This window comes from Granulicella sp. L46 (assembly GCF_009765785.1).
Lineage (GTDB): Bacteria > Acidobacteriota > Terriglobia > Terriglobales > Acidobacteriaceae > Granulicella.
Genome location: NZ_LMUT01000005.1, coordinates 212,155 through 234,151 on the forward strand (window position 1 = coordinate 212,155; position 21,997 = coordinate 234,151).

Here is a 21,997-nt window from a genome sequence, read left to right on the forward strand (position 1 = left end):
CGTGAAGCTGCCAGCCTTCAGCCTGTAAAGCCGCCTCCGTGGTGAGCGCCGGTTAGAAGATCGACGGTGAAGGGAACTTCGCGGTCGGTGTGCAAGTTCCATCCGGTGCCGTGAAGGTGGTCGGCGTCGGTGTGGGTGAGGGTGATGCCTTCCCAGCTGAGGCGCGCGCTTTGCCAGCGGATTCCTGCAGCGTCGAGGGCGAGGACGTTGTGGAAGCCGGCGAGGAGGATGAGGCCGGCGGTGGGCGCCGGGAGGACCTGGGTGACGGGGCGGAGGGGGAGGTGGAGGCAGTGATCGGGGGCGCGCGTGTCGATGAGATAAGCGTAACCGCCGGCGATGGCGAGCAGATCGTCGGGGCGCGGGCAGGCGAAGATTCCAGTGGGAAGGGAGGGCTCGCGGAAGCCGAGGGCGCAGGTGGCGAGAAAGTTCGGAGAGGCTGCGGGTTTGACGTCGAGTAGAAGAGCGCCGCGGTTCATGGCGTCTTCTTCCCCGGGGATGTGCTGCGGGTAGACGTACTGGCGAGCAGGCGCGATGAGCGGCGGAGCGGTGAGGATGCGCGCGGTCCAGGTTTGAGGGAAGGATTGGGTCATGGGCTGAATGGTTCGAACAATTTGGGTAGGGCCGGCGTCTTCGGGATTCATCGACTGCGTCTCTCGTATAGTGCCGCGAGAGACTTCGCTCAGGATGACAAATTATCTAGCTGAAGTGTTCCCAGCCGTGGGGTTGGAGCTCGAAACGGTCGTTGTCGCTGAGGAGGGTCATCTGCGGTTTGTTTTTTTGCGGCTTGAGGAGGCGGCCGATGCGGGCGATGGGGACGCCGGCGATGGAGCGCGGGATTTTTGTGGAGGGAGCGGCGGTGAAGAGGAGTTCGTAGTCTTCGCCGCCGTGAAGAAGGGCGGTGATCTGGGCGCCGTCGTCGAGGCTGGCGGCTAGAGGGTGGAGTGGGAGTCGCGCGAGGTCGAGCTCGGCGGCGACGTTGGAGGCGGTGCAGAGGTGGGCGAGGTCGGTGGAGAGGCCGTCGCTGATGTCGATGCAGCCGGTGGCGAGGCGGCGGCGTAGGAGGGCTTGGCCGACGGCGAGGCGCGGCTGGGGGAAGAGGTGCGGGTGGTTGTCTGCGGAAGTTACGTTGCGGAATTTGCGTGGCGAGGCGGAGAGGGCGGTGAGCTCGGCTGCGGCGCCGCCGAGAGTGCCGGTGCAATAGACGAGGTCTCCGGGATGGGCTCCGGAACGGTGGAGAGCGCGGCCTGCGGGCGCGGAGCCGATGAGGACGATGTCGGCGAGGATTTGATCGGCGGGAGATTGCGAGGTGTCGCCGCCAGCTAGGGGCACGTTGTATGTGGTGGCGAGGGCTAGCAGTCCATCGAGGAAGCCATCGAGCCAGCGAGGGTTGCGGGCGGTGGATTTCGGCATGGCGAGGGAGAGGAATGCGGCGAGGGGCTTGGCTCCCATGGCGGCGAGATCGCTGAGGCCGCGGGCGAGGGCGCGATGGCCGATGGAGGTTGGGCTATGCCATTGGCGGCGAAAGTGGCGATCTTCGAGGGAGAAGTCGGTGGTGACGAGAAGCTCGTGGCCGGGGGTTGGTTTGAGGATGGCGCAGTCGTCGCCGATGCCTAGGCGGACCGCGTTTGAGAGGGAGGTGCGGGCGCGGATGCGGTCGATGATGCGTAGTTCGCCGAAGGGATTTTGCACAGGGCGGCGGCGGGAGGGATAAGGCACAGATTCCAGAGTAAATCCACGAGGCGAAGCGCTGTTGGAGAGTGACGGAAAGGCTGCGAACGGCTGGTTTACTGGTTGCTCTAAGGCGACCACTCCGTTAAGATAGAGAGATGTTCATCGGGTGATCGTATGGAACTCTCCCAGGTTTCCAACTCGATGCTGATCACAAAAAAGGTCGCAAAAAAAGCGGCTATCGTTACGGCCCTGCGTTGCACTCGGGAGTATTGTTTCAGCGAGGGAAGGAAGACGCGCAAGGTTGTCGCGAATCTGGTGTAGGCAGGAGAAGCATTGCGGAAACGCTTTATTGTTTATGTAACGCAGCATGAGGATGGCACGGTGGAGCGTGTGGGCATCCCGATGCGGTACGTTACGATGTTCGTCGTGGCCGGGGTGGTGGGAATGTTTTCGATCGCCGGCATGGCGGGATCGTACACGCGGATGCTGGTGAAGGCCGAATCGATTAATCACATGCGTGATGAGCTGGCGATGACGCGCAAAGATTATGCGGGCCTGGAGAAGCAGGCTCATGAGAAAGATGTTCAAGCGGCCAGCCTCGGGTCTCTGGCGGTCGAGGTTTCGGCAATTTACGGGCTGACTGCCGGGAAATTGACTCACATTCACGGGCCTCACCTTTCGAAGTCGGCGGCGGTGGAAGCGGCGAAGGCGCCGTTGAAGGATGATGCGGCGAATTTCAGCGATGATAGCTATTACAAATCGCTTGAGACGTTTAACGCGCTGAAAGACACGGCTACGGAAGGACTTACGGCGCCGCAGCCGGTGAATCAGAATCTTGGGGTTCGCGGTGTGCTGAGTGATTTCGCGTCATTTGATGCGAGCGTGGGTGCGAATGTTCCCGATATGTGGCCGATCATGGGACCGATTAATAGCGGTTTCGGCGAGCGTGAAGATCCTGTTTTAGGCACTGGGGAAGGGGAGTTTCACGAGGGTGTGGACATTGGTGGGCCGAATGGGACGCCGGTGCATGCTCCTGCTGGGGGGCGGGTGGTTAAGGCGGGGATGGGGACTGGGTATGGGCGCGAGGTGCAGATCGATCACGGGAACGGGATTGTGACGCTGTATGCGCATCTGCAGGGGTTCAACGTGATTGCCGGCCAGAACGTGGTCAAGGGCGAAGTGATTGGTTATGTTGGACATAGCGGCACGCGGGTGACCGGGCCGAACCTTCATTACGAGGTTCGGGTGCGGGGAATCCCGGTGAATCCGCACAAGTATCTGCGCACTACGATGGCGCAGATTGGTGGCGTGACGGGCGGCGGACGCTAGCCTCGAATCTGGAAAAGAGCGTGTTTTCGGTGTTTTCCTGCGCGACTTAGCCCGGTTTCGCGTCCCAAATCAACTTGTTTAGCCTAGTTTCGGGTGTCTGAGCGGGGGGCAGTGCTGCTGCAGCGTTTCGGTCGTCTGTGCGAGGGTGTGTTTGGCGGCACAGACGAAAGAGGGCATTTGGTAGAGCCTCCTGGTAGAGGTACTCCCAATGACTCAATCCCGATCAACCAGAAGTATTATCGACACGCATCGGCACATCTTCGGTCCGAAACTGCTTCAGAAATTCGTGGAGAACATAGGCTTTGATCCGTCAAAGCCGTTGCCGCAGGCAAACGCTGGCGAGATGTTTTTCTATCGGGAGTCGGTGGACGTTGATTATTCGATGGAGATCCAGCAGAAGAGTGGAGTGACGCTCTGCCTGAACAGCTATGGCGGCGAGATCGAGACGTTCGCCCAGAGCATCATTAAGGCAAGCACCGTCGACACAATCAAATTCCTGCACGACGAATCCTTCGAACTTCGAGATAGATTCCCGAAGGACATTGCCGTCATGGCCAACGCCCATGCTCTCGAGGAGAATACGCGTGATGTTATTGATCCTCTGATTTCCAGCAAAGAAGCATGCGCCATCAGCATTTGCACCAGCTACGGAGCCGGTGCCGATCAGGTGTTTCTCGACTCGCCGAAGGCCGAGTGGCTATGGGAGTATGCGCAGGATAAGGATGTTCTGGTTCATATTCATCCACCGCTGGTAGCGATAGGCGCTGTCGCCATGCAGAAGTACAGGCTCAATGAAGCGCTCGGCCGGCCATTCGATACTGCGCTGTCGGCGGCTCGCATGATCTATAGCGGCGTCTTTGACAGGTACCCAAGGCTCAAGGTTCTTTTCGTTCACATGGGCGGAGCGATTGCTCCGGTGATTTGCAGACTCGATTGGAACTGGGAGTTGAACTATAAGGGGATTCAAAATCCACCGATTGAAAAGGTGGATAAGAACCTTCGCAAGCCGTCGGAATATTTCAAGTCGAATATCTATGTGGATACGATGGGCCCAAGCGCGATCGCTCTTAGGGGCATCATCGAAACGTGCGGCGTTGACCACGTATTGTTTGGAACTGATTTCGGACCGGTCCCTATGAGTCCGAAGTTGCACATCGATCTTGTAGACGACACGATCGCCGATGAAGGCGATCGCAAGAAGATCTTCTCGACCAATACTCTTGCGTTGCTCCATCTGGCTGAGACCGCACCTCGGCTTGTCCCCAAGGCTGCTTAGTCTTTGTGCGCGGGCCCTTGGAAAAACGCACGCCTGGAATATCGATGGCCATCACGAAAACTGTGCTTTGTGATGGCTGTCTTTCTGCTGAGATCGCTCAGAAGACCAGCAGGTTTGAGGAGGGTCTAGTTTGCTCGGCCGAACCAGCGTTCGATTGCTTCGTTCGCGGAGCTTGCGACTGGCTTCGACTCAGTGGCCCAGACTACGAAGCCGTCGGGTCTGACGAGGAGCGCCGTGAGGCCTCTGGCGTCTTTTACTTTGGCGGAGACAAATTTGAGTTGCTCGCGTGGGGTGTGGCCGAGGGCGGAGAGCTCGGCTGCCTCTGTGAGGTCGAGCAATAGACCTTTGCCATCGTGCAAGCGATCGCCTAAGCGGGTGCCATCTTCGAACTCAAGGTCGGGGGCGCTGCAGCCGATCAGTGGGTGGTCGCCGGGCAGGTTATATCGCAACGATATGCCAGACGTCTTTGCTACGAAGTAGGTTGATGCATCTTTTGTCTGCATGAGGTCGCGGATGACGGAGGCGATGGCGCGTGCGTGTGGGTCGGGTCTCATGATGGCAACCTGGGCGCGTGTCCAGTTGAGAGCCCAGGCACCGATGGGATGACGTTCCTCGGTGTAGGTGTCGAGGAGGTCTGGAGGCGCCCAGCCTTTGATGGTGGCAGCGAGTTTCCAACCGAGATTCATCGCATCGCCGATACCGGTGTTCAATCCCTGGCCTCCGAGCGGCGAGTGCACATGGGCGGCGTCTCCGGCGAGCAAGACGCGACCTTTGCGATAGGTGGTTGCCTGGCGTGCGCGGTCGGTGTAGCTGGAGGCTACGCCCAGAGAAGCGATGGTGACGTCGGTGCCAGATACTCGCCGAAGGACAGCCTGAAGGCTTTCGAGGGTGATGGTGGTGTTGCGGTCGAAGGCGGCATTGTCGAAGTCGACCAAGCCGATGCGATCGGGTCCGGGTCCATTGATGTACATACCGGTTTCAGTGAGATTGAAGCCGGGCCGGAGTTTCTCGGGGTCGACGAGTTTCGCGGACGCGGTGTAGCCGGTGAACTCGGGCTCGGTGCCGGCGAATTCGAATCCTGCGAGCTTGCGTACGGCGCTGCGTCCGCCATCGCAGCCGACCAGCCAATGGCCTTCGAAAGTCTCGTCACCGGCAATGACAGTGATTCCGTTCTCGTGCTCCTTGAAGTCCGTGACTTCGAGGCCCTGCTTCAGGTCGACGCCCAAGGCTACGGCGTGTTGGGCTAACAGTAACTCGAGGGTTTCGAGGCTGATCATGCCGCCGGAGGCAGAGGGGCCGGAGAGCACGTATTTCCGATCGGAAAAATCGACCTTCGCCATGTCGAGCATGATGCCGGCGAAGTGCCCGGCAAAACGTGGCGCGGTGGTCGGGGCTGCACCGCCGGTGCCGCGCAACTCGAGGCCAGCCTTCGGGTCTGCACCCATCCATCCCAACGCGCCGGCGCGCACCTCATCCAAGAGCCCTCTACGATAGAACGCTTCGACGGATGGGAAGTTGAGGCCACGCATGCCCATCCACCCTTCTTTCAGGGGAGAGCGAGGATCGGCCATCTTCTCGAGAACGAGGACGGATACTCCTGCCAACTGCAGCTCGCAGGCCAGGAAGAGGCCTACTGGCCCACCGCCGGCGATCACTACGTCATAGATCATTTCCGTTCTCCGAGAGATGAAGCTTGCGAGCGAAGTATAGCGTGAGGTTGGATGGGCTACGAGGCGGCGGTGGAGCGGGCGTACTGCCTGGGGGCGCAGCCCATTACGCGGCGGAAGGCTTTGCCGAAGGCGCTTTCGGATTCGTAGCCCAGGGAGGTGGCGATGACCGAGAGGCAGTCTGTTGTGTTTTTTAATCGGTCGGCACCGAGGAGCATGCGCCAGCGGGTGAGGTACTCCATGGGGGTGGCGCCTACGATTTCGCGGAAGCGGAGGGCGAAGACGGAGCGGGACATTCCGACGCGTTCGGCGAGCGACTGCAGCGTCCAGGGATGGCCGGGGTCGTTGTGGATGCTGGTGATGGCGAGGCTCATGTGTTTGTCGGAGAGAGCGAAGAGCCAGCCTGGGCTGGCGGTGGCGGCGTCGGCCAAGTGCAGGCGGAGGGCCTGGACGAGCATCATGTAGGCGAGTTGTTGCGCGATGAGGGAGCTGCCGGGTTGGGCGCTGCGGAGTTCTTCGCGCATGCGCTCGAGGGACCAGCGCATGGCTGCCTTGTCGGACTCGCGGCGGATGTGGACGATGGGCGGGAGCGATTGCAGGATCATCTCGGCGGGGCCGCCGGTGAGGGCGAAGTGGCCGCCTGCGATGTACGGCGCGTCGAGGTGGTCGCCGGGAGTTTCGCTGATCGTGCCGAGGCGAGCGAAGGCTTCGGTGTAGTGGATGGGTTCGAGGCTGAGGTCGGTGGCGAGGCGGAAGGGTAGACCGCGGGGGAGGAGGAAGCAGTCGCCGGCGTGGAGGAGGACGGGCTCGGGCACGGTGTCGACTACCAGCCAGCATTGACCGGCGAGCATGGCGTAGCACTTGATGCCTGCGTGCTTGGGAAAGTGGACGGCGATGTCGCCGATCACCGCGAAGCCGCCGGCTACGTAGAGCTGGGGTTTCATGAGGGCGAGGACCTCGGAGAGAGGGTCCATGCGGGGGCTCAAGGGCTGGTAAGGCTTAGCGGGCGGCGTGGTGGAGTTGGTGGTGTGGTGAAGCTCGATGGGCGGGACGATTGGACTAATCATACGGACTTTCAGTATAGATCGTCCGAAGTGTAGGAGCCATCTAGTGATCGACGGTGCAAGATGGCCGGACATTCTGGATTGAGGAGAGAAGCTCATGCGTATTTTTGTGACGGGCGCGACGGGATTTATTGGTTCGAGGCTGGTGCCGGAGTTGATCGCGGCGGGGCATACGGTGCTGGGGTTGACGCGGTCGGAGGCTGGCGCGGAAGCGCTGCGGGCGGCTGGGGCTGAGGTGCAGTATGGGGATCTCGAGAACCTGGACAGTTTGCGCGAGGGCACGGCGAAGTCAGAGGGTGTGGTGCATCTTGCGTTCATCCACGACTTCTCGAATTTCCAAAAGGTTTGTGAGGTCGACCGGAGCGCGATTACGACGATGGGCGAGGTGCTGCTGGGGTCGAAGCGGCCGCTGGTGGTGACGTCGGGAACGGCGATTGCGGCGAATGTTGACGGTAAGCCGTCGACTGAGGACAGCCCGAAATCTTCGCACAATCCGCGTGCGGCTTCGGAGGCGGCGGTGCAGGCGTTGACGGAACGCGGCGTGAATACCACGGTGGTGCGGTTGTCGCAGATTCACGACACGCACAAGCAAGGGCTGGTGCCTTACGTGACAGCGGTGGCGCGGGAGAAGGGCGTGTCGGTTTACCTTGGCGAGGGCGGAAACCGGTGGCCGGCGGCGCATGTGTCGGACACGGCGCGGCTGTATCGGCTGGCGGTGGAGAAGGCGGAGCCGGGGGCGATTTATCACGCGGTGGATGAGGAGGGCGTGTCGATGAAGGCGATTGCCGAGGCGCTGGGGCGCGGGCTGAAGGTTCCGGTGAAGAGCATCACGCCGGACGAGGTTGAGGCTCACTTTGGGTGGCTGGCGATGTTTGCGCGGCTGGATATGCCTTCGTCCAGCGCGATTACTCGGAAGAAGCTGGGATGGAAGCCGAGTGGGCCGGGGCTGATCGCTGATTTGGATGGGATGGATTACTCGCAGGTCCAAATCTGAGTGAGGGCGCACCGGCGTGGGTTAAGTGCCGGTGTGCTTTTCGAGATGACATGTTGGGGAAGAACGGGCGCGCTTCGCGCGAGAAGCAGGTTCCTCGCTGCGCTCGGAATGACAGACAGAAAGGCAAGGGCAAGGGCAAAGGCAAGGACAAGGGCAAGGGCAAGGGCAAAGGCAAAGGCAAGAGCAAGAGCAAGGGCAAAGGTAAGGGTAGGGTGAAACGGCGACAACTTTTGCTGTCGCCGTTTGATTTGGTGGCGGGGTTATTTGCTTAGGTAGCTTACGTGCCAGACGGAGCGGCTGCCGTCGTCGGTTACGTAGAGGCTGCCGTCTGCGCCTACGGTTACACCTACGGGGCGGCCCCAGACCTGGCCGTCGAGGGTTACGAAGCCGGTGAGGAAGTCATCGTATTCGCCGGTGGCGCGGCCGTCTTTCATGGGGATGTAGATGAGTTCGTAGCCGGCGCGGTTGGCGCGGTTCCAGGAGCCGTGCTCGGCGGCGAAGATGCCGCCGTCGTAGGTTGCGGGGAAGGCTCCGTGGGCTTTGCCGATGGTGGTCTTGTCGGGATAGAAGGTCATCTCGAGGGAGGCCATGTGGGGCTGGACTAAGACGTCAGGAGTGCGGACTTTGGAGGAGAGGTCTACGCGCTTGCAGTCTTTGGCGTCGGCCGCGGAGAGAGGCTTGGCGAGGCCGGGGTTGGGGCCGGTGCCGTTGGCGCAGGGTTGGGGTAGGCGTGGGTCCTGGTGGCCTCCCATGTAGTACCAGGGCCAGCCGAAGAAACTGCCATGCGGTACCGACGTCACGTAGTCGGGGACGAGGTGGTTGCCGAGGTTATCGCGCTCGTTGGTGGAGCACCAGAGAGAGCCGGTAACGGGATTGATGGCCTCGCCGACGCAGTTGCGAAGGCCGTTGGCGTAGACCTCGACGAACTTGCCGTCGGGGGTGTAGGCGAGGACGTCGGCGCGGTGGAACTCGCGGGGGTGGGTGTCGGCGTCGTCTACGTTGGAGCCGGAGCCTACAGAGACCAGGAGGTACTTGTCATCCTTGGTGAAGACTACGTCGCGGGTCCAGTGACCGCCGCCGCGGAGTTGGGCGTAGCCGGGGATGTCGGGGACGATGGTCTCGGGTTTGCCGGTCGCGTGAAGGTCACCATTTTTGTACGCGAAGCGCTGGATGGTGGTGGCGTTGCCGATGTAGACGTACTGAGGGTTGGGTCCGGAGGGGTAGAAGGTGATGCCGAAGGGGTGGTCAAGGCCAGTGGCGAATTTTTCGATGGTGGCGGCGCGGCCGTTGGGGGCGATGCCGCGGAGGATGAAGATGGTGCCGGCGCCGGAGTCGGCGAGGAAGAGATCGCCGTTGGGGGCGGTGCGGATGAGGCGCGGCTCGGTGAAGGTGCCGTTGGAGAGCTTCATGTGCTCGGTGGCGTCTTTGCGCTCGAGGGGCGTGGAATCGCCGCCGGCGTAGAGGGTGACGCTGAAGCTGGCGGGCGCGATGGGCCACGCGTTGATGGGGCGGGGGACGACGTTGGGACCGTTGTCGACGGCTTCGGTGGGGTTGGGGGCGGGGAGGTCGGCGGTGGTGATCTTGTGGCGGACGCCGGGATGTTGCTGGTTCCAGTCGGTGAAGGCGGCCTGGCCGGTGAGGAGCGGCGGTGGGGGCGCTGTCGCGGCTGGGATTTTCTGGGCGACGGCGGCGGAGGTGCAGAGGGCGAGAGCGAGGAGGGTGATTCGCGGGTTCATGGGCAGTCCTTGGTGGCGAAGGGTGGTGAGGAAGTGCAGCTTTTTGTTAAGGGCAAGATCAACGGCGAGGGCGACGATGTCCCAGAGGCTAAAGCCCGTCTACGGGTGGGTTGTTATTGTCCGGGCTAAAGCCCGAACCTATCTCAGGAGCAACAGCAACGGCGAGAACAACGGCAAATGCAAGAACAACAGCAACGGCAAATGCAACAACAAATACAGGGATCCTTCGCTTCGCTCTAGGATGACGGCGTAAAACAAACAACGGCAACGGCAACAACAACGGCAACGAGTGCTACAGGGTTCGGTTAGTTGGACGCAGCAGGGGGCGTTCGGGTCGCATGGTGAGGTTTTGGGGCAGGGGATTGGCGTGCCGGTGGGGAGGAGGGCGGTGGGGCGGGGGTTGGGGAGGTGGGGCTGAATGATGAGGGGGCGAGGGGGGAGGCGGCGGGGTCGTGGGTGGTGGTTAAGGCTTTGAGCTGGTCGATGCCGGCGTTGGCGTTGAGGAGGACGCGGTCGTCGTGGTGGGTGAGCGTGATGGAGTTGAGGATGGACTGGATGGCATCGTTGGAGGGGTTGGGGGGTTGCTGGGCGGCTGCCTGTTCGGCGCTGATGCCGCGGAGGAGGTTGAGTAGGTTGGTGAGGGCGTCGACGGTGGAGGTGGCGGAGGTGGAGTCGGGCGCGAACTCTTCGATGCGGAGGTGGACGGCGCCGCCGGAGAGGACGTGGGCGGCGGCGGTGTAGCGGAGGCTGGCGACGAAGTCGGTGTCGGTGCGGAGGGGGAGCTGGAGGCCGAGGACGCTGATGAAGTTGGGGTCGTCGTCGGAGGAGAGCGGGAGGCCTATATGGCCGATGCCCCAGGCTTCGGAGAGGATGGGGACCTCGTGATAGCGGGCGGCGAGGAGCGAGGAGCCGGGGGTGGAGAGGGCGCCGGCGCGGGAGCGGTCGAGCATGGAGTGGATCTGCTCGGTGGTGGGCATGTTGGAGGCGGCGAGAATATCGTAGCCGAGCTGGGCGATGCGAAGCTGGCGGCCGTCGATGGGGATGGTGAAGATGGTGCGGCCGGCGTACGGCTCCTCGGTGGAGGCGAGGGAGTGGAGGTACTGGGCGAGGCGAACGCCGTCGAAGCGGCCGACGAAGACTTCGGAGAAGGCGACGGGGCCGTTGGGGCCGTTGGGGTCGGGCATGCGGTGGAAGGCGAGGGCGACGGAGTCGAGGTCGCGCTCGGGGACGATGCCGGTGACGTCGATGAAGTGCTGGAAGTCGGGGCTGCGCTGGAGGGTAGTTTTGTCGAAGTGGGTGGCGGCGCGGACGGGCTTGAGGTTGAGGAAGACGATTGCGTCGGATTCGGGTAGGAGGCGCGCGGCTTCAGGGGGAGCCTTGGCGCGGAGATAGAGCATGACTCCCAGGACGCAGAGCAGGAGGATGGCGATGAGCAGGGGAATCAGCGTGCGTTTGCGCATGTGCCTTTGAGGTTGTGCGGGGAGGGTGAGGCGAGGGAGGCGCGGCGCTGAGGGTGGTCGGCGAGCGGATGTATGGGTGCGGGTGAAACCGTGGCCATGGGTGCCATGCTACCACTACGCGCTGGGCAAGACGCGCTGCGCGCGCCTGGGCGGTCAGGGTGTGTGAGAGATGGGAGCTTTTAGCTTCTAGCTTTAGCTAAAGGCAAGAACGGGCGCTCGCTGCGCGAGCGAGAAGCAGGTTCCTCGCTGCGCTCGGAATGACAGCCAGAAAGGCAAGAGCAAGAGCAAAAGCAAAGGCAACGGCAAAAGAAGAAGCAGATCCCTTCGGGATGACAGCCAGAAAGGCAAGGGCAACGACAAGTGCCAATACAGGGGTCTCTCCGCTGCGCGCTTTGCGCTTGGGTCGAGATGACGAGGCTGGTGGGTGGTGGGACGTCTTCGTTCCCACCCGCTCGCTGGTTCGCGGACGGGTGGGGTACTGCAAGGCCGGTAGCTAGCAGTTTGGTTAGGCTACGGCGAAGGCGGTGGCGGCTTCGAGCATGATGGCGCGGGGAAAGAGGATGTTGTTTTCTAAGTGCATGTGTTGGCGAAGGTCGTGCTCTAGCTCCTGGAGGCCGGTGTAGAAGATGCGGTAGCTGAGGCAGACGCCGAGGGGTGGAGTGAAGTTGTGGCTTAGTTGGCGGATGTGGGAGAGGAGGGCGCCGACATCTTCATGGTCGTGGGAGAGGACGGCGACGGGGTCGGGGAGGAAGCCGTAGCAGCTGACGGGATCGACGTCGGGTGAGGTGAGGGAGCGCTCGAGGCTGACGATGTAGGGGAAGAGGACAGACTCTTCCTTGGCGAGGTGTTGGTTGATCTCGGTGTCGAGCTGGGAGAGGGCGGCATGGATGGCGGCGAGCTCGGGGTGGGTTTCGCCGTGGCGGGCGAGGACGTTGGTGGCCAGGTCGAGGAGGCGGGGAAGCTCGCGGCGGGCGTAGGCGTGGTGCTTGACGATGATGTGGGCGCAGAGGAGCTCGAGGGAGGCCTTGCCCCATTCGGGCTGGGGGAGGGTGGGGCGGCCGGCGGCAAACTCGAGGGCGAGGAGAACGGCGTGGGCGTCGAGGTTGACGGCGGCGCAGGCGGCGGCGAGGGACTGGTTGCCACCACAGCAGTAGTCGATCCCAAGGTGCTCGAATACACGGATGGCGGTGGGTTGGTGGAGGGCGATGTCGCGAACGGTTGGGATGGCGGCGAGGTACTCTGCGGCGTTGTGGGTTGCGGGTAGGTGGGTCTCGGTGGACGTCATGGCTAACTCCCTTGGATCGAACTTAGAAGGGTTGGGCGGGTTGTCGCTGCGATTGAAATCACACGACGCACATTTATTTTTTTGGGGATGACATTTCGGGAATGGATCCCTGGGATATGTGATGGGCGTCGCAGCGCGGGTTGGCAGGTGGTGGTTAGGGTGGTGGGGTAGACGGAAACAGTAGATGGAATCCAGGGAGGAAACGAGACATGTTTTGCTATCAGTGTGAGCAGACGGCCAAGGGTGTGGGATGCCAGACGCAGGGTGTGTGCGGCAAGGATGAGACGACGGCATCACTGCAGGATTTGTTGATTCATGTGGTGAAGGGGATTTCGGTGTATGCGCACCATGCTCGGTTGCTGGGCGTCGCGGACAAGCGGCTGCGGGTGTGCGATCCCGAGGTGGACGCGTTTGTGGTCGAGGCGGTGTTTGCCACGTTGACGAATGTGAACTTCGATAAGGATCGGCTGGTGGAGCTGATTTATGAGGCGGTGGCGATGCGGGCGGCGGCGCGGTGTGTGTATGAGCGCGCGGCGGGCGAGAGTGGGATTGCGGCTGTAGAGTTTGGCGGCACGGCGGAATGGATACCGGCGGAGACGGTGGAGGGATTGATTGCGCAGGGACTGACGGTGACGCTGCCGGCGCGGATTCAGTATGAGAGCAAGGAGATTGCGAATCTGCAGGAGTTGGTGCTGTACGGGATCAAGGGGGTGGCGGCGTATGCGGAGCATGCGCTGGCGCTGGGTGCTGGCGATCCGGAGGCTTTTGGGAAGATTCATGAGGTGCTGTGCTTTCTTACGCACGAGCACCCGAGCGTGGCGGAGTTGTTGGCGATGGCGCTGAGCGTAGGCGAGTTGAATTATCGCGTGCTGGAGGTGCTGGATAAGGCGCATACGGGGACGTTCGGACATCCGCGACCTACGAAGGTGCGGCTGGGCGCGCGCAAGGGTAAGGCGATCCTGGTTTCGGGACATGATTTGCATGATCTCTATGCGCTGCTGGAGCAGACTCGGGGGACGGGGATCGAGGTGTATACGCATGGCGAGATGCTGCCGGCGCATGGGTATCCGAAGCTGAGAGCGTTTGCGCACCTGGCGGGGAATTATGGCGGGGCGTGGATGGATCAGGCGACGGATTTCGCGGCGTTCCCGGGGGCGATCCTGATGACGTCGAATTGCATGCAGCAGCCGAAGGTTTCTTATGAGGGGAGGATTTTTACTTCGGGCGCGGTGCATTGGCCGGGGGTGAAGCACGTGGAGGGTGTGGATTTTGCTGCGGTGATTGAGGCGGCGCTCGAGGCGGAGGGATTTGCGGAGGCTGGTGGGGGCCGGGAGATTACGGTGGGGTTTGGACATCACGCGGTGTTGAGCGTCGCGGACAAGGTGGTGGAGGCGGTGAAGTCGGGTAAGCTGCGCCATTTGTTTTTGGTTGCGGGATGCGATGGGGCGCGGTCCGAGCGGAGTTACTACACGGAGCTGGCCAAGGAAGTTCCGGAAGACTGCGCAATTTTGACGCTGGCTTGCGGGAAGTATCGGTTCAACAAGTTGGAGTTTGGCGAGGTGGCAGGGCTGCCGCGATTGATGGATATGGGGCAGTGTAATGATGCGTACTCGGCCGTGCAGGTGACGCTGGCGCTGGCGAAGGCGTTGGAGTGTGGGGTGAATGATCTGCCGCTGTCGATCGTGCTGTCTTGGTATGAGCAGAAGGCGATTGCGGTGGTGCTGACGCTGCTTTATTTGGGGGTGAAGAATCTGCGGATTGGGCCTACGCTGCCGGCGTTCTTGTCGCCGGGAGTGTTGGCGCTGTTGCGGGAGAACTATAACTTGATGGCGATTGGGACGGCGGAGGAGGATTTGGTACAGATGCTTTCTTAGCTTCCAGGTTCTGGCTTTTAGCAAAGGCTAGGTCTTTGGTCCTGCGCGGACAACGGGAGCTAGATGTGGGGAGGGGCTTGATTTATGGGCGTTGCAAAGGGGAGAACGGGAGACAGCAGGTTCCTCGCTGCGCTCGGAATGACAGACAGAAAAGCAAGGGCAAGAGCAAGGGCAAGAGCAAGGGCAGGAGCAGGAGCAAGGGCAGGAGCAGGAGCAGGAGCAGGAGCAGGAACAAGAGCAACGGCAATTGCAAATGCAGGGGTCTCTCCGCTGCGCGCTTTGCGCTCCGGTCGAGATGACGACGGTTTGGTGGTCGGAGACGGAGAGTGGAACTGAGGCTAGTGGGTGTAGTCGTCGGCGTGGGGGACTAGTTGTTGGTAGACCGAGCGGGGTAGGTTGGTCTGCCAGTGGTGCGTGATGCGGGCTGCGGTGATGAGTCCGAAGAAGAGGATGGCTAGGATGAGGACGACTGTGCGGGGTTGGAGGGCGCGGTTGTGCCACCGGATGGTGGAGATGGCGAGGGACTGAACTGCGGGCGAGATGTCCGCAGCGAGCTGGACGTTCGGTGTTTGGCGCGGTAGGAAGGCGAAGTTGAGGGCGTTCTCTGCGGGGCAGATGGCGATGCAGCTTAGGCAGCCTGTGCACTCGGCGGAGCGGATGGTGACGAGCTGGGCTACGGGGAGGTGGGAGGGACAGGCGTGGGTGCATTTGTTGCAGTCGATGCAGGCGGCTTCGTCGCGACGGATTTTTACTGGGCTAAGGATGGAGACTAGGCCCATGAGCGCGCCGTAGGGGCAGAGGAATCGGCACCAGACGTTCTGGATCATTAGGGAGAGAAGCACGAGGGTGAGGATGACGGCGATGCCGATGAGGCTCATGTGGCGGAAGAAGTTGAGCATCTTGACGTCGGCGATGATGCCGAAGGGGGCGAGGAGGAATTGGTGGAGGCCGTCGGCCGAGAGCGTGGCGACGACGTAGACGAAGAAGGCGAGAAGGATGTACTTGAGGCTGCGGAGGGGGATGTCGAGCCAGCGGGGGAGGATTAGGCTGCGGTGGAAGAGTTGCTGGCCAAGATGCCAGAGGTATTCCGATGCGGTGCCTACGGGGCAGAGCCAGGAGCAAAAGGATTTTTTCAGGAGCCAGCTCGAGATGAGGAAGATGACGAGGAGAACCATGGCTGCGGGATGGATCGCGGAGACGTGGTGGGTGGAGAGGAAGTACTTGAGGTTCATGAGGCCGGCGATGGGGAGCCAGCCTTCGATACCGGCGGGGCGGTCGATGTAGAAGCCGCGGCCGTTGGTTTCGTAATAGCGAACCCAGAGATAGAACTCCAGGCCGAGCCAGGCGTTGAGAGCGAGGAAGGCGATCTGGACGGCGTGGCGGATGCGCTGGGAGTGGTCGAGGAGATGGCGGCGGATGAAAGGCTTTTTGGCCGACGTTGTTGCGGTGGGTTCGGGAGCGGTGAGGGTCGGCATGGGCTTCCTTCTGCTGCTGACTGTAGGTGGATGGGGAGGGCGGCGATAGGGCGCCGGTCACAGGGGTGGGGATGATTTTTTGGTTGCGTGTGGGGGGATCGGGTGACTAGGATGCTCGGTAAATGGTGGGGCGGAGGTGCTTTGTGGTTAATAAGATGTTGGTGAAGGTCGTGGCGACGAGCGGGTTGCTGGCGGGATTTTTTCAGGCGCCGATGGCGCCGCCGATGAAGCTGGGGTTGTGGGAGACGACGTCGTCGACGACCATGCAGATGCCGGGGATGGATATGCCGCCGCGGTCGATGAAGATACGGAGCTGCGCGACGGCGGAGTCGTGGAGCAAGGCGTTTGGGCAGTCGCGGCAGAATAAGGACTGCACGCCGGTGAACGAAAAAAGGACGGCGACGAGCTACAGCTTCGATTTGAGCTGCTCGTCGAGCAAAGCGACGGGGCATGTTGAGATGGATTTCGGGAGCGGGTCGACGGGGCACGGGTCGATGCACATGGTGATGAACGCCGGGGGAAAAGAAATGACGATGGATACGAAGTGGGAGAGCAAGTATGTGGGGGCGGACTGTGGATCGGTCGCGCCGGGGACGCCGGAGATCCTTCAGTAGGGCTGATTATCGGGCAGGGGATGCGTCGCGCGGGGGTTTGGCGGGGTTTCTCGCGGCGTGCCGCCTATGGTAAAGTGAAAGCTGCGCTCGGGTGTTTTGACGAGCGCCGTTTACTGTTAGAACCCAGTTGGGCAGCGATGTCTTGAGAGGGTTTTGGCGTACTGCCCGGAGAGCTTCGAGCTGAGGAATTCAAGCGAAGAGATTCGAAGGGGGCCCGGCTATCGGGCTGGCGTAGCTCAGCTGGTAGAGCACCTGATTTGTAATCAGGCGGTCGGGGGTTCAAATCCCTTCGCCAGCTCCAGACTTCTGGGGCGCAGTAGATGAGAAGGAAGTTGGTTGTACCTGCCGGTTGTTACCCCTTGCAGCGTTCGCCATCGACAACTCCGGCAGAAGATTTCGTGCGAGATCGCGCGAACTTGGATTGCGGAAGCGATGGGTTGCGGGAAAAGCGATTGGTGAGGCTTGGGCACAGGTGGCCGAGTGGTTAATGGCAGCAGACTGTAAATCTGCCGCGTTATGCGCTACGAAGGTTCGAATCCTTCCCTGTGCACCATTTTTCAGTTGTTAGTTGTTAGTTCTCAGTTGTAAGTGGAGTGAGTGAGGTATGGAACGATCACTCAACCCGGCGGCGGACCGAGGGCGGATGTTTGTTGCACTCGGAGTTTTGGTAGTCTTAGGCTTGCTGTCGTGGTTCACGATTGATCCCGCGGCGGTACTCCACATGCATGGGTATTCTTCCAGGTATGTGGGGATTGCGGATCGGGACGTCGAGATTCGATGGTTGCCGATCTTGTTTTTAGGGCTCTTTGCGTTTCGGGTCGTGATCGCGAATATGCGCGCACGAATCGAGGAGCGAAGAGAACAGGAACGCTGATGTAGCTCAGTGGTAGAGCACTCCCTTGGTAAGGGAGAGGTCATGGGTTCAAGCCCCATCATCAGCTCCAGAATTTTGTAAGGCAGGGCGGGAGTAACTCAGTGGTAGAGTCACAGCCTTCCAAGCTGTTGGTCGCGGGTCCGATTCCCGTCTCCCGCTCCAGATTTTGAAGAACCCCGAAGGACGGTAGTACACGATGGCGCAACCCCAGTTTCAGGTAGACCGCACGACCGCTCTGTATGAGCGCCCGGCAATGGATATTGTGGACGCAACCACGTTTGCCGAGGTGAAACAGGCGATTGCGAGCGCGTTTGCGCCGGGCAATGTGGAGAAGTTTTTGAAGTCGGTGGAGCGCGCTGGCGTGCGGATTCGCAGCTTTGAGAGCGTGCTGCAGGCTGGGCTGCTGGGCAAGGAGACGGCGGCGCAGTATGGGAAGTTGTCGAATGGCGACCAGGGGCAGATTCGCGAGTTCTACCTGGCGTCGGTGGAGCAGGTGGAAGTTAAGCTTCGTGACAAACATTTCAAGATCTACGCGTATTACTAGGAAGAGCTAAACGCATGAGCCGGATTAAGGCTGGGCTTTCGGGACAGCGGCCGGCGGTGAGTTGTGCAGTAAGACAGATTCGATATCGAGAGGAAAGTGAGCAGTCATGGCGAAGGAAAAATTTGATCGCAGCAAGCCGCACGTAAACATTGGAACGATCGGACACATCGATCATGGCAAGACGACGCTGACGGCGGCGATTACGAAGGTGCTGTCGAAGCATAATCCGAAGAACAGCTTCCGCTCGTTCGACACCATCGATAACGCTCCAGAAGAGCGCGAGCGCGGCATCACGATCTCTACTTCGCACGTGGAGTACGAGACGCCGAACCGCCACTATGCGCACGTCGATTGCCCGGGTCACGCGGATTACATCAAGAACATGATCACCGGCGCAGCGCAGATGGATGGCGCGATTCTTGTGGTCGCGGCTACCGACGGCCCGATGCCTCAGACCAAGGAGCATGTGTTGTTGGCGCGCCAGGTTGGCGTTCCGTTCATCGTCGTGTTCTTGAACAAGTGCGATGCGGTTGAGGACGAAGAGCTGATCGAGCTGGTGGAGATGGAAGTCCGCGAGCTGCTCTCGAAGTACGATTACCCGGGCGACGATACACCGATCATCCGCGGTTCTGCACTTGGTGCGCTCAATGGCGAAGCCCAGTGGGAAGCGAAGATCGACGAGCTGATGGCGGCGGTGGACAAGTTCATTCCGCAGCCGGAGCGCGCTGTTGATCTGCCCTTCCTGATGCCGATCGAGGATATCTTCTCGATCTCTGGTCGTGGAACGGTTGTCACCGGCCGTATTGAGCGCGGCAAGATCAAGGTTGGCGAGGCTGCATCGATCGTCGGCTTCCGCGATACACAGGCGACGGTTGTTACGGGCGTCGAGATGTTCAAGAAGCAGCTGGATGAAGGTCTGGCGGGCGATAACGCTGGTCTTCTTCTGCGCGGTATCGCGAAGGAAGATGTTGAGCGCGGGATGGTGTTGGCCAAGCCGGGTTCGATCACGCCGCACACCGTGTTCAAGGGCGAGGTTTACGTTCTGAGCAAGGAAGAGGGCGGGCGTCACACTCCGTTCTTCAACGGCTATCGTCCCCAGTTTTATTTCCGGACCACGGACGTGACCGGTTCGGCGAAGCTGCCGGAAGGTACCGAGATGGTGATGCCGGGCGATAACATCTCGCTCGAGATTACGCTGCATACGCCTGTTGCCATGGAGAAGGGTCTGCGCTTCGCGATTCGCGAAGGCGGCCGCACCGTGGGCGCGGGTACGATCTCCGAGATCATCAAGTAGTCCTGCGCGGACGGCGAGAGTTTCCTTGCCGGTCGCGAAACGAATGAAAGCGGCGGGCTTCGGCTCGCCGCTTTTTGTTTGCGCAAAAAATGAGGGACATTTGCGATTAGATGGAGACCAGGCCGCCGTCAACATACAGGTCGACGCCGTTTATAAAGCTCGAGTCACTTGAGCCAAGAAAAAGTGCGGTGGTTGCGATTTCCTCTGGACGTCCGATTTCACCCCGGGGGACGAGCGCGGTGAACTGCTCCTTGGCGTCGGGACCGAGGGGATCGAGGATTGGGGTGTCAATTGGGCCGGGGCTGATCACATTGACGCGAATCCTGCGGTCCTTGAGCTCATTGAGCCAGGTACGCGCAAACGAGCGCACGGCTGCCTTGCTCGCCGCATAGACGCCGAAGGCAGGGAAACCCTTCACGCCAGCGATCGAGCCGTTCAGGATGATTGAGCCGTTGTCGTTGAAGAGGGGCAGAGCCTTCTGCACTGTGAAGAGCGTGCCGCGAACGTTGAGGTCGAAGGTCTCATCGAAGTGCTGCTCCGTGATCTGACCGATCGCACCGAACTCTCCACGTCCTGCGCTGGCAAAGAGGATGTCGATGTGGCCTTTTTCTTTCTTGACGGTGTCGTAGAGTCGGTCGAGGTCGGCGAGGTTGGAAGCGTCGCCTTGAACGCCGGTAACATTCTTGCCGATGGCTTTGACGGCTTCGTCGAGCTTGTCTTTGCGGCGGCCGGTGATGAAGACGTAGGCGCCTTCTTCGACGAAGAGCTTGGCGGTGGCGAGGGCCATGCCGGAGGTGGCGGCTGTGATGACGGCTACTTTTCCATTGAGCTTACCCATGATGAGACTCCTGTGAAGGCGGTGGTTTTTGGCGGGCTCGGGATGAGCAGCGTCGTTCTGCCTTCTGGAGCATCGGATGAGAGGTGGTAGTTCGGCGATTCAATAGTTCAGGAATTATGAACTATGTGTGTTGAAGAGCTAGAATGGGGTGCGATGCGACCGCTTGTTCATCCCGCGATTGAGGAAGTTACGGTGGAGGCGATTCTGCATGCGCTTTCGGACCCGGTGCGGGTGGCGATCTTTGCAGAGATTGTGGGGCAGGAGTGTACGCAGAAGTGCTCGAGCTTTGTACCGGTGGGAGGAGAGGCGATTCCGAAGTCGACGCTGTCGCAGCACTTCAGGGTTTTGCGTGAGGCTGGGCTGATACGAGGGGAGCGGCGGGGGGTGGAGATGCATAACGTGTCGCGGTATGTGGAGGTTGATCAGATGTATCCGGGGCTGCTTGCGGCGATTGGTCAGGCACATACGCTGCAGGTGGGGCGCGCGGCGAAGGCGGCGAAGAAATCGGGGAAGAAGACAAAGTGAGGTTTTGCGATCCTGCGCGGAGCGAGGAGGGTTTCCTGCCGGGTCGCGACGTAAATTCAGGCGACAGGCTTCCACTCGCAGCTTGTCATTTATCGCGGAAACCGTTACAAGCTGTGCATGCCGATCTTTTCTCGTACGGTGTTCTTTCTTTCCGCCGTCTGTGCGTTGCAAGGCTCTCCTGCGACTTCGAGAGAGATCAAGTACGGCTCGGAGGTAACGATGCATGGGCGGTTGGTGTCCTCTTGGAGGTTCGGTCCCCCCGGCTTTGGAGAAACTCCGAAGACAGACCCAAAGGTTCGGTTTGTCTTCCTCCAGCTGAATGATCCGGTCAACGTCGGTCCTGCCCAGGCTGTCCCAAAGGATGATTCAGATATAGAAGCTCACAATAACGTCAAGGTAATTCGACTGTGGTGTATGGATAACGTGGAATGTGAAGCTGTCGTGAAGCACCTTCCAGTATGTCCAGTTTCAGTGTCCGGGAAGTTGCACGCGGAGGTTGCACCTCTGGACTTTCTTCCCGTGACGATGGATGTTGACGAAGTGAAGGTGGAGCATTGTGCCAAGTAAAGGCCAATGATCGCCTAGCTTTGGCAAAATTGGCGATTTCGTGGATAATGGGAGAGGGCGAGCGTGTGCCTGACCGCTTGGCTATCCCGTTTCAATTTCAGGAATACAGGTTGCAGGGACCTTAACCCTGCGTTGCGGCGTGACCGGTGGGCGGAAGCTAAATGCTTCCAACTGCAGGGCAAGCTGCTTGCCAGCCGAGGTGGCTGGCCAAACTAGAGAGGAAGTACTTATGCGCGAGATCATTACCCTGCAGTGTCCGGATTGCAAGAACCGGAACTATTCGACGACGAAGAACAAGAAGACAACCACGGGACGGTTGGAGTTCTCCAAGTTTTGCAACACGTGCCGGAAGCACACGGCGCACAAAGAGACCAAGTAACGATTGGTTCTCAGTTGTCAGTTCTCAGTTGTTAGTAAGAGCGGTTTTGAACTGAGAACTGAGAACGGATAACTGAGAACTTACAGGGGCGTAAGCTCAACGGTTAAACTGTCGGTCTCCAAAACCGAACTTCTCGGTTCGAATCCGAGCGCCCCTGCCAGACTTTTGAAGATCGGTAACAGAACGCAGCAGCAGTTTCAGGAGTACATCCATGGCGAAGGCCGCCGTAGTTGAGACAAGCGAACAGAGCGCAATCCAGCGGGCAACCGCGGGTCCCCAGCGGCTCATTGAGTTTCTGAAGGAAACGCGGCAGGAGATGAGCAAGGTGCACACGCCGTCGCGGGCAGAGGTGCAGGCGACGACGATCGTGGTGATCGTCACGGTGTTCCTGTTTGCCGCGTACTTTGAGGCGGTTGACCTGGTGCTGGGCTCGGGCATCGATAAGATGTTTTTGCATCTGACGAAGCACTAGATTCGAGAGGCGAGAGGCTAAGTCTCGAATCTCGAACGATGACAAGATTTTGGTTTGAA

General features: G+C 60.5%; 23 protein-coding genes and 5 tRNA genes. 18 read left to right on the forward strand and 10 right to left on the reverse strand.

The window, feature by feature from the left end:
* Positions 1 to 17: 17 nt before the first annotated feature.
* Positions 18 to 641 (reverse strand): hypothetical protein, encoded by a 624-nt coding sequence (locus tag GSQ80_RS05035; protein ID WP_254059452.1) that lies wholly within the window; start codon positions 639 to 641, stop codon positions 18 to 20.
* A gap of 55 nt (positions 642 to 696) precedes the next feature.
* On the reverse strand, positions 697 to 1,716 hold the full coding sequence (gene thiL, locus GSQ80_RS05040; protein WP_254059453.1) for a thiamine-phosphate kinase: 1,020 nt from the start codon (positions 1,714 to 1,716) through the stop codon (positions 697 to 699).
* Positions 1,717 to 2,004: 288 nt separating this feature from the next.
* On the opposite strand from thiL, the gene GSQ80_RS05045 reads away from it, so the two are divergent.
* Complete coding sequence (locus GSQ80_RS05045) at positions 2,005 to 3,000, forward strand: M23 family metallopeptidase (protein WP_158786478.1); 996 nt, start codon at positions 2,005 to 2,007, stop codon at positions 2,998 to 3,000.
* 286 nt (positions 3,001 to 3,286) lie between these two features.
* Positions 3,287 to 4,276, forward strand: coding sequence for an amidohydrolase family protein (locus tag GSQ80_RS05050; RefSeq protein ID WP_158786480.1), 990 nt, complete (start codon positions 3,287 to 3,289; stop codon positions 4,274 to 4,276).
* A 125-nt stretch (positions 4,277 to 4,401) separates the two neighbouring features.
* Here GSQ80_RS05050 and GSQ80_RS05055 read toward each other — a convergent pair whose 3' ends face one another.
* Both GSQ80_RS05055 and GSQ80_RS05060 read right to left on the reverse strand, forming a co-directional pair.
* On the reverse strand, positions 4,402 to 5,946 hold the full coding sequence (locus tag GSQ80_RS05055; protein ID WP_158786482.1) for an FAD-dependent monooxygenase: 1,545 nt from the start codon (positions 5,944 to 5,946) through the stop codon (positions 4,402 to 4,404).
* A gap of 56 nt (positions 5,947 to 6,002) precedes the next feature.
* On the reverse strand, positions 6,003 to 7,010 hold the full coding sequence (locus GSQ80_RS05060; RefSeq protein WP_254059454.1) for an AraC family transcriptional regulator: 1,008 nt from the start codon (positions 7,008 to 7,010) through the stop codon (positions 6,003 to 6,005).
* Between the two features lie 94 nt (positions 7,011 to 7,104).
* On the opposite strand from GSQ80_RS05060, the gene GSQ80_RS05065 reads away from it, so the two are divergent.
* Both GSQ80_RS05065 and GSQ80_RS05070 read left to right on the forward strand, forming a co-directional pair.
* Complete coding sequence (locus GSQ80_RS05065; protein ID WP_158786484.1) at positions 7,105 to 8,001, forward strand: SDR family oxidoreductase; 897 nt, start codon at positions 7,105 to 7,107, stop codon at positions 7,999 to 8,001.
* Between the two features lie 50 nt (positions 8,002 to 8,051).
* A complete protein-coding gene (locus tag GSQ80_RS05070; RefSeq protein WP_158786486.1) occupies positions 8,052 to 8,273 on the forward strand; it encodes a hypothetical protein in 222 nt (73 codons plus the stop codon).
* Here the strand turns inward: GSQ80_RS05070 and GSQ80_RS05075 are convergent.
* The 4 genes from GSQ80_RS05075 to ric all read right to left on the reverse strand — a co-directional run bounded on the left by GSQ80_RS05075 (position 8,262) and on the right by ric (position 12,482).
* Positions 8,262 to 9,737 carry a sorbosone dehydrogenase family protein gene (locus GSQ80_RS05075; RefSeq protein WP_158786488.1) on the reverse strand — a complete coding sequence of 492 codons (1,476 nt, stop codon included), beginning with the start codon at positions 9,735 to 9,737 and terminating at the stop codon, positions 8,262 to 8,264. The genes GSQ80_RS05070 and GSQ80_RS05075 overlap by 12 nt on opposite strands.
* 88 nt (positions 9,738 to 9,825) lie before the next feature.
* On the reverse strand, positions 9,826 to 10,023 hold the full coding sequence (locus GSQ80_RS05080) for a hypothetical protein (RefSeq protein WP_158786490.1): 198 nt from the start codon (positions 10,021 to 10,023) through the stop codon (positions 9,826 to 9,828).
* Positions 10,024 to 10,042: 19 nt separating this feature from the next.
* Positions 10,043 to 11,197 carry a hypothetical protein gene (locus tag GSQ80_RS05085; protein ID WP_216850144.1) on the reverse strand — a complete coding sequence of 385 codons (1,155 nt, stop codon included), beginning with the start codon at positions 11,195 to 11,197 and terminating at the stop codon, positions 10,043 to 10,045.
* Positions 11,198 to 11,702: 505 nt separating this feature from the next.
* Positions 11,703 to 12,482, reverse strand: coding sequence for an iron-sulfur cluster repair di-iron protein (gene ric / locus GSQ80_RS05090; RefSeq protein WP_158786492.1), 780 nt, complete (start codon positions 12,480 to 12,482; stop codon positions 11,703 to 11,705).
* A gap of 209 nt (positions 12,483 to 12,691) precedes the next feature.
* Between ric and hcp the strand changes: the two genes are divergently transcribed.
* Entirely contained in the window at positions 12,692 to 14,356 is a 1,665-nt protein-coding gene (gene hcp / locus GSQ80_RS05095; RefSeq protein ID WP_158786493.1) for a hydroxylamine reductase, read from the forward strand.
* Positions 14,357 to 14,694: 338 nt separating this feature from the next.
* On the opposite strand, the gene GSQ80_RS05100 is transcribed toward hcp, so the two are convergent.
* The gene (locus GSQ80_RS05100; protein WP_158786495.1) at positions 14,695 to 15,831 is read right to left on the reverse strand and encodes a 4Fe-4S binding protein; all 1,137 of its coding nucleotides are present in this window, start codon (positions 15,829 to 15,831) and stop codon (positions 14,695 to 14,697) included.
* Between the two features lie 143 nt (positions 15,832 to 15,974).
* Here GSQ80_RS05100 and GSQ80_RS05105 point away from each other — a divergent pair, with 143 nt between their 5' ends.
* The 8 genes from GSQ80_RS05105 (at position 15,975) to tuf (ending at position 19,157) form a co-directional block, all read left to right on the forward strand.
* Positions 15,975 to 16,445: a DUF3617 domain-containing protein gene (locus tag GSQ80_RS05105; protein WP_158786497.1), complete on the forward strand. Its 471-nt coding sequence runs from the start codon at positions 15,975 to 15,977 to the stop codon at positions 16,443 to 16,445.
* A gap of 225 nt (positions 16,446 to 16,670) precedes the next feature.
* Positions 16,671 to 16,746, forward strand: a tRNA-Thr gene (locus GSQ80_RS05110).
* Positions 16,747 to 16,911: 165 nt separating this feature from the next.
* A tRNA-Tyr gene (locus GSQ80_RS05115) sits at positions 16,912 to 16,998 on the forward strand.
* Positions 16,999 to 17,049: 51 nt separating this feature from the next.
* The gene (locus GSQ80_RS05120) at positions 17,050 to 17,319 is read left to right on the forward strand and encodes a hypothetical protein (protein ID WP_158786499.1); all 270 of its coding nucleotides are present in this window, start codon (positions 17,050 to 17,052) and stop codon (positions 17,317 to 17,319) included.
* Positions 17,315 to 17,389: transfer RNA gene (locus tag GSQ80_RS05125), tRNA-Thr, on the forward strand. Before GSQ80_RS05120 ends, GSQ80_RS05125 begins: the two co-directional genes overlap by 5 nt.
* Positions 17,390 to 17,406: 17 nt before the next feature.
* Positions 17,407 to 17,481: transfer RNA gene (locus tag GSQ80_RS05130), tRNA-Gly, on the forward strand.
* A gap of 34 nt (positions 17,482 to 17,515) precedes the next feature.
* Entirely contained in the window at positions 17,516 to 17,863 is a 348-nt protein-coding gene (locus tag GSQ80_RS05135) for a hypothetical protein (protein ID WP_158786501.1), read from the forward strand.
* 106 nt (positions 17,864 to 17,969) lie between these two features.
* The gene (tuf, locus tag GSQ80_RS05140; protein WP_158786268.1) at positions 17,970 to 19,157 is read left to right on the forward strand and encodes an elongation factor Tu; all 1,188 of its coding nucleotides are present in this window, start codon (positions 17,970 to 17,972) and stop codon (positions 19,155 to 19,157) included.
* Positions 19,158 to 19,263: 106 nt separating this feature from the next.
* On the opposite strand, the gene GSQ80_RS05145 is transcribed toward tuf, so the two are convergent.
* Entirely contained in the window at positions 19,264 to 19,995 is a 732-nt protein-coding gene (locus GSQ80_RS05145; protein ID WP_158786503.1) for an SDR family NAD(P)-dependent oxidoreductase, read from the reverse strand.
* Between the two features lie 153 nt (positions 19,996 to 20,148).
* Here GSQ80_RS05145 and GSQ80_RS05150 point away from each other — a divergent pair, with 153 nt between their 5' ends.
* From GSQ80_RS05150 to secE, 5 genes are all read left to right on the forward strand, one after another.
* The gene (locus tag GSQ80_RS05150; RefSeq protein WP_158786505.1) at positions 20,149 to 20,520 is read left to right on the forward strand and encodes a helix-turn-helix transcriptional regulator; all 372 of its coding nucleotides are present in this window, start codon (positions 20,149 to 20,151) and stop codon (positions 20,518 to 20,520) included.
* Positions 20,521 to 20,637: 117 nt separating this feature from the next.
* The gene (locus GSQ80_RS05155) at positions 20,638 to 21,087 is read left to right on the forward strand and encodes a hypothetical protein (RefSeq protein ID WP_158786507.1); all 450 of its coding nucleotides are present in this window, start codon (positions 20,638 to 20,640) and stop codon (positions 21,085 to 21,087) included.
* 229 nt (positions 21,088 to 21,316) lie between these two features.
* Positions 21,317 to 21,466 carry a 50S ribosomal protein L33 gene (gene rpmG / locus GSQ80_RS05160; protein WP_158786509.1) on the forward strand — a complete coding sequence of 50 codons (150 nt, stop codon included), beginning with the start codon at positions 21,317 to 21,319 and terminating at the stop codon, positions 21,464 to 21,466.
* 84 nt (positions 21,467 to 21,550) lie between these two features.
* A tRNA-Trp gene (locus GSQ80_RS05165) sits at positions 21,551 to 21,626 on the forward strand.
* A gap of 51 nt (positions 21,627 to 21,677) precedes the next feature.
* Positions 21,678 to 21,938, forward strand: coding sequence for a preprotein translocase subunit SecE (gene secE / locus GSQ80_RS05170; protein ID WP_158786511.1), 261 nt, complete (start codon positions 21,678 to 21,680; stop codon positions 21,936 to 21,938).
* Positions 21,939 to 21,997: the final 59 nt, after the last annotated feature.

Bases quoted from the DNA above. Each gene is read 5' to 3' on its own strand.
- GSQ80_RS05035 (WP_254059452.1), bottom strand. From the start codon at position 641: ATGAATCCCGAAGACGCCGGCCCTACCCAAATTGTTCGAACCATTCAG.
- GSQ80_RS05055 (WP_158786482.1), bottom strand. From the start codon at position 5,946: ATGATCTATGACGTAGTGATCGCCGGCGGTGGGCCAGTAGGCCTCTTC.
- GSQ80_RS05060 (WP_254059454.1), bottom strand. From the start codon at position 7,010: ATGATTAGTCCAATCGTCCCGCCCATCGAGCTTCACCACACCACCAAC.
- GSQ80_RS05065 (WP_158786484.1), top strand. From the start codon at position 7,105: ATGCGTATTTTTGTGACGGGCGCGACGGGATTTATTGGTTCGAGGCTG.
- GSQ80_RS05070 (WP_158786486.1), top strand. From the start codon at position 8,052: ATGTTGGGGAAGAACGGGCGCGCTTCGCGCGAGAAGCAGGTTCCTCGC.
- GSQ80_RS05075 (WP_158786488.1), bottom strand. From the start codon at position 9,737: ATGAACCCGCGAATCACCCTCCTCGCTCTCGCCCTCTGCACCTCCGCC.
- GSQ80_RS05085 (WP_216850144.1), bottom strand. From the start codon at position 11,197: ATGCGCAAACGCACGCTGATTCCCCTGCTCATCGCCATCCTCCTGCTC.
- ric (WP_158786492.1), bottom strand. From the start codon at position 12,482: ATGACGTCCACCGAGACCCACCTACCCGCAACCCACAACGCCGCAGAG.
- hcp (WP_158786493.1), top strand. From the start codon at position 12,692: ATGTTTTGCTATCAGTGTGAGCAGACGGCCAAGGGTGTGGGATGCCAG.
- GSQ80_RS05100 (WP_158786495.1), bottom strand. From the start codon at position 15,831: ATGCCGACCCTCACCGCTCCCGAACCCACCGCAACAACGTCGGCCAAA.
- GSQ80_RS05120 (WP_158786499.1), top strand. From the start codon at position 17,050: ATGGAACGATCACTCAACCCGGCGGCGGACCGAGGGCGGATGTTTGTT.
- GSQ80_RS05135 (WP_158786501.1), top strand. From the start codon at position 17,516: ATGGCGCAACCCCAGTTTCAGGTAGACCGCACGACCGCTCTGTATGAG.
- tuf (WP_158786268.1), top strand. From the start codon at position 17,970: ATGGCGAAGGAAAAATTTGATCGCAGCAAGCCGCACGTAAACATTGGA.
- GSQ80_RS05145 (WP_158786503.1), bottom strand. From the start codon at position 19,995: ATGGGTAAGCTCAATGGAAAAGTAGCCGTCATCACAGCCGCCACCTCC.
- GSQ80_RS05150 (WP_158786505.1), top strand. From the start codon at position 20,149: ATGCGACCGCTTGTTCATCCCGCGATTGAGGAAGTTACGGTGGAGGCG.
- GSQ80_RS05155 (WP_158786507.1), top strand. From the start codon at position 20,638: ATGCCGATCTTTTCTCGTACGGTGTTCTTTCTTTCCGCCGTCTGTGCG.
- rpmG (WP_158786509.1), top strand. From the start codon at position 21,317: ATGCGCGAGATCATTACCCTGCAGTGTCCGGATTGCAAGAACCGGAAC.
- secE (WP_158786511.1), top strand. From the start codon at position 21,678: ATGGCGAAGGCCGCCGTAGTTGAGACAAGCGAACAGAGCGCAATCCAG.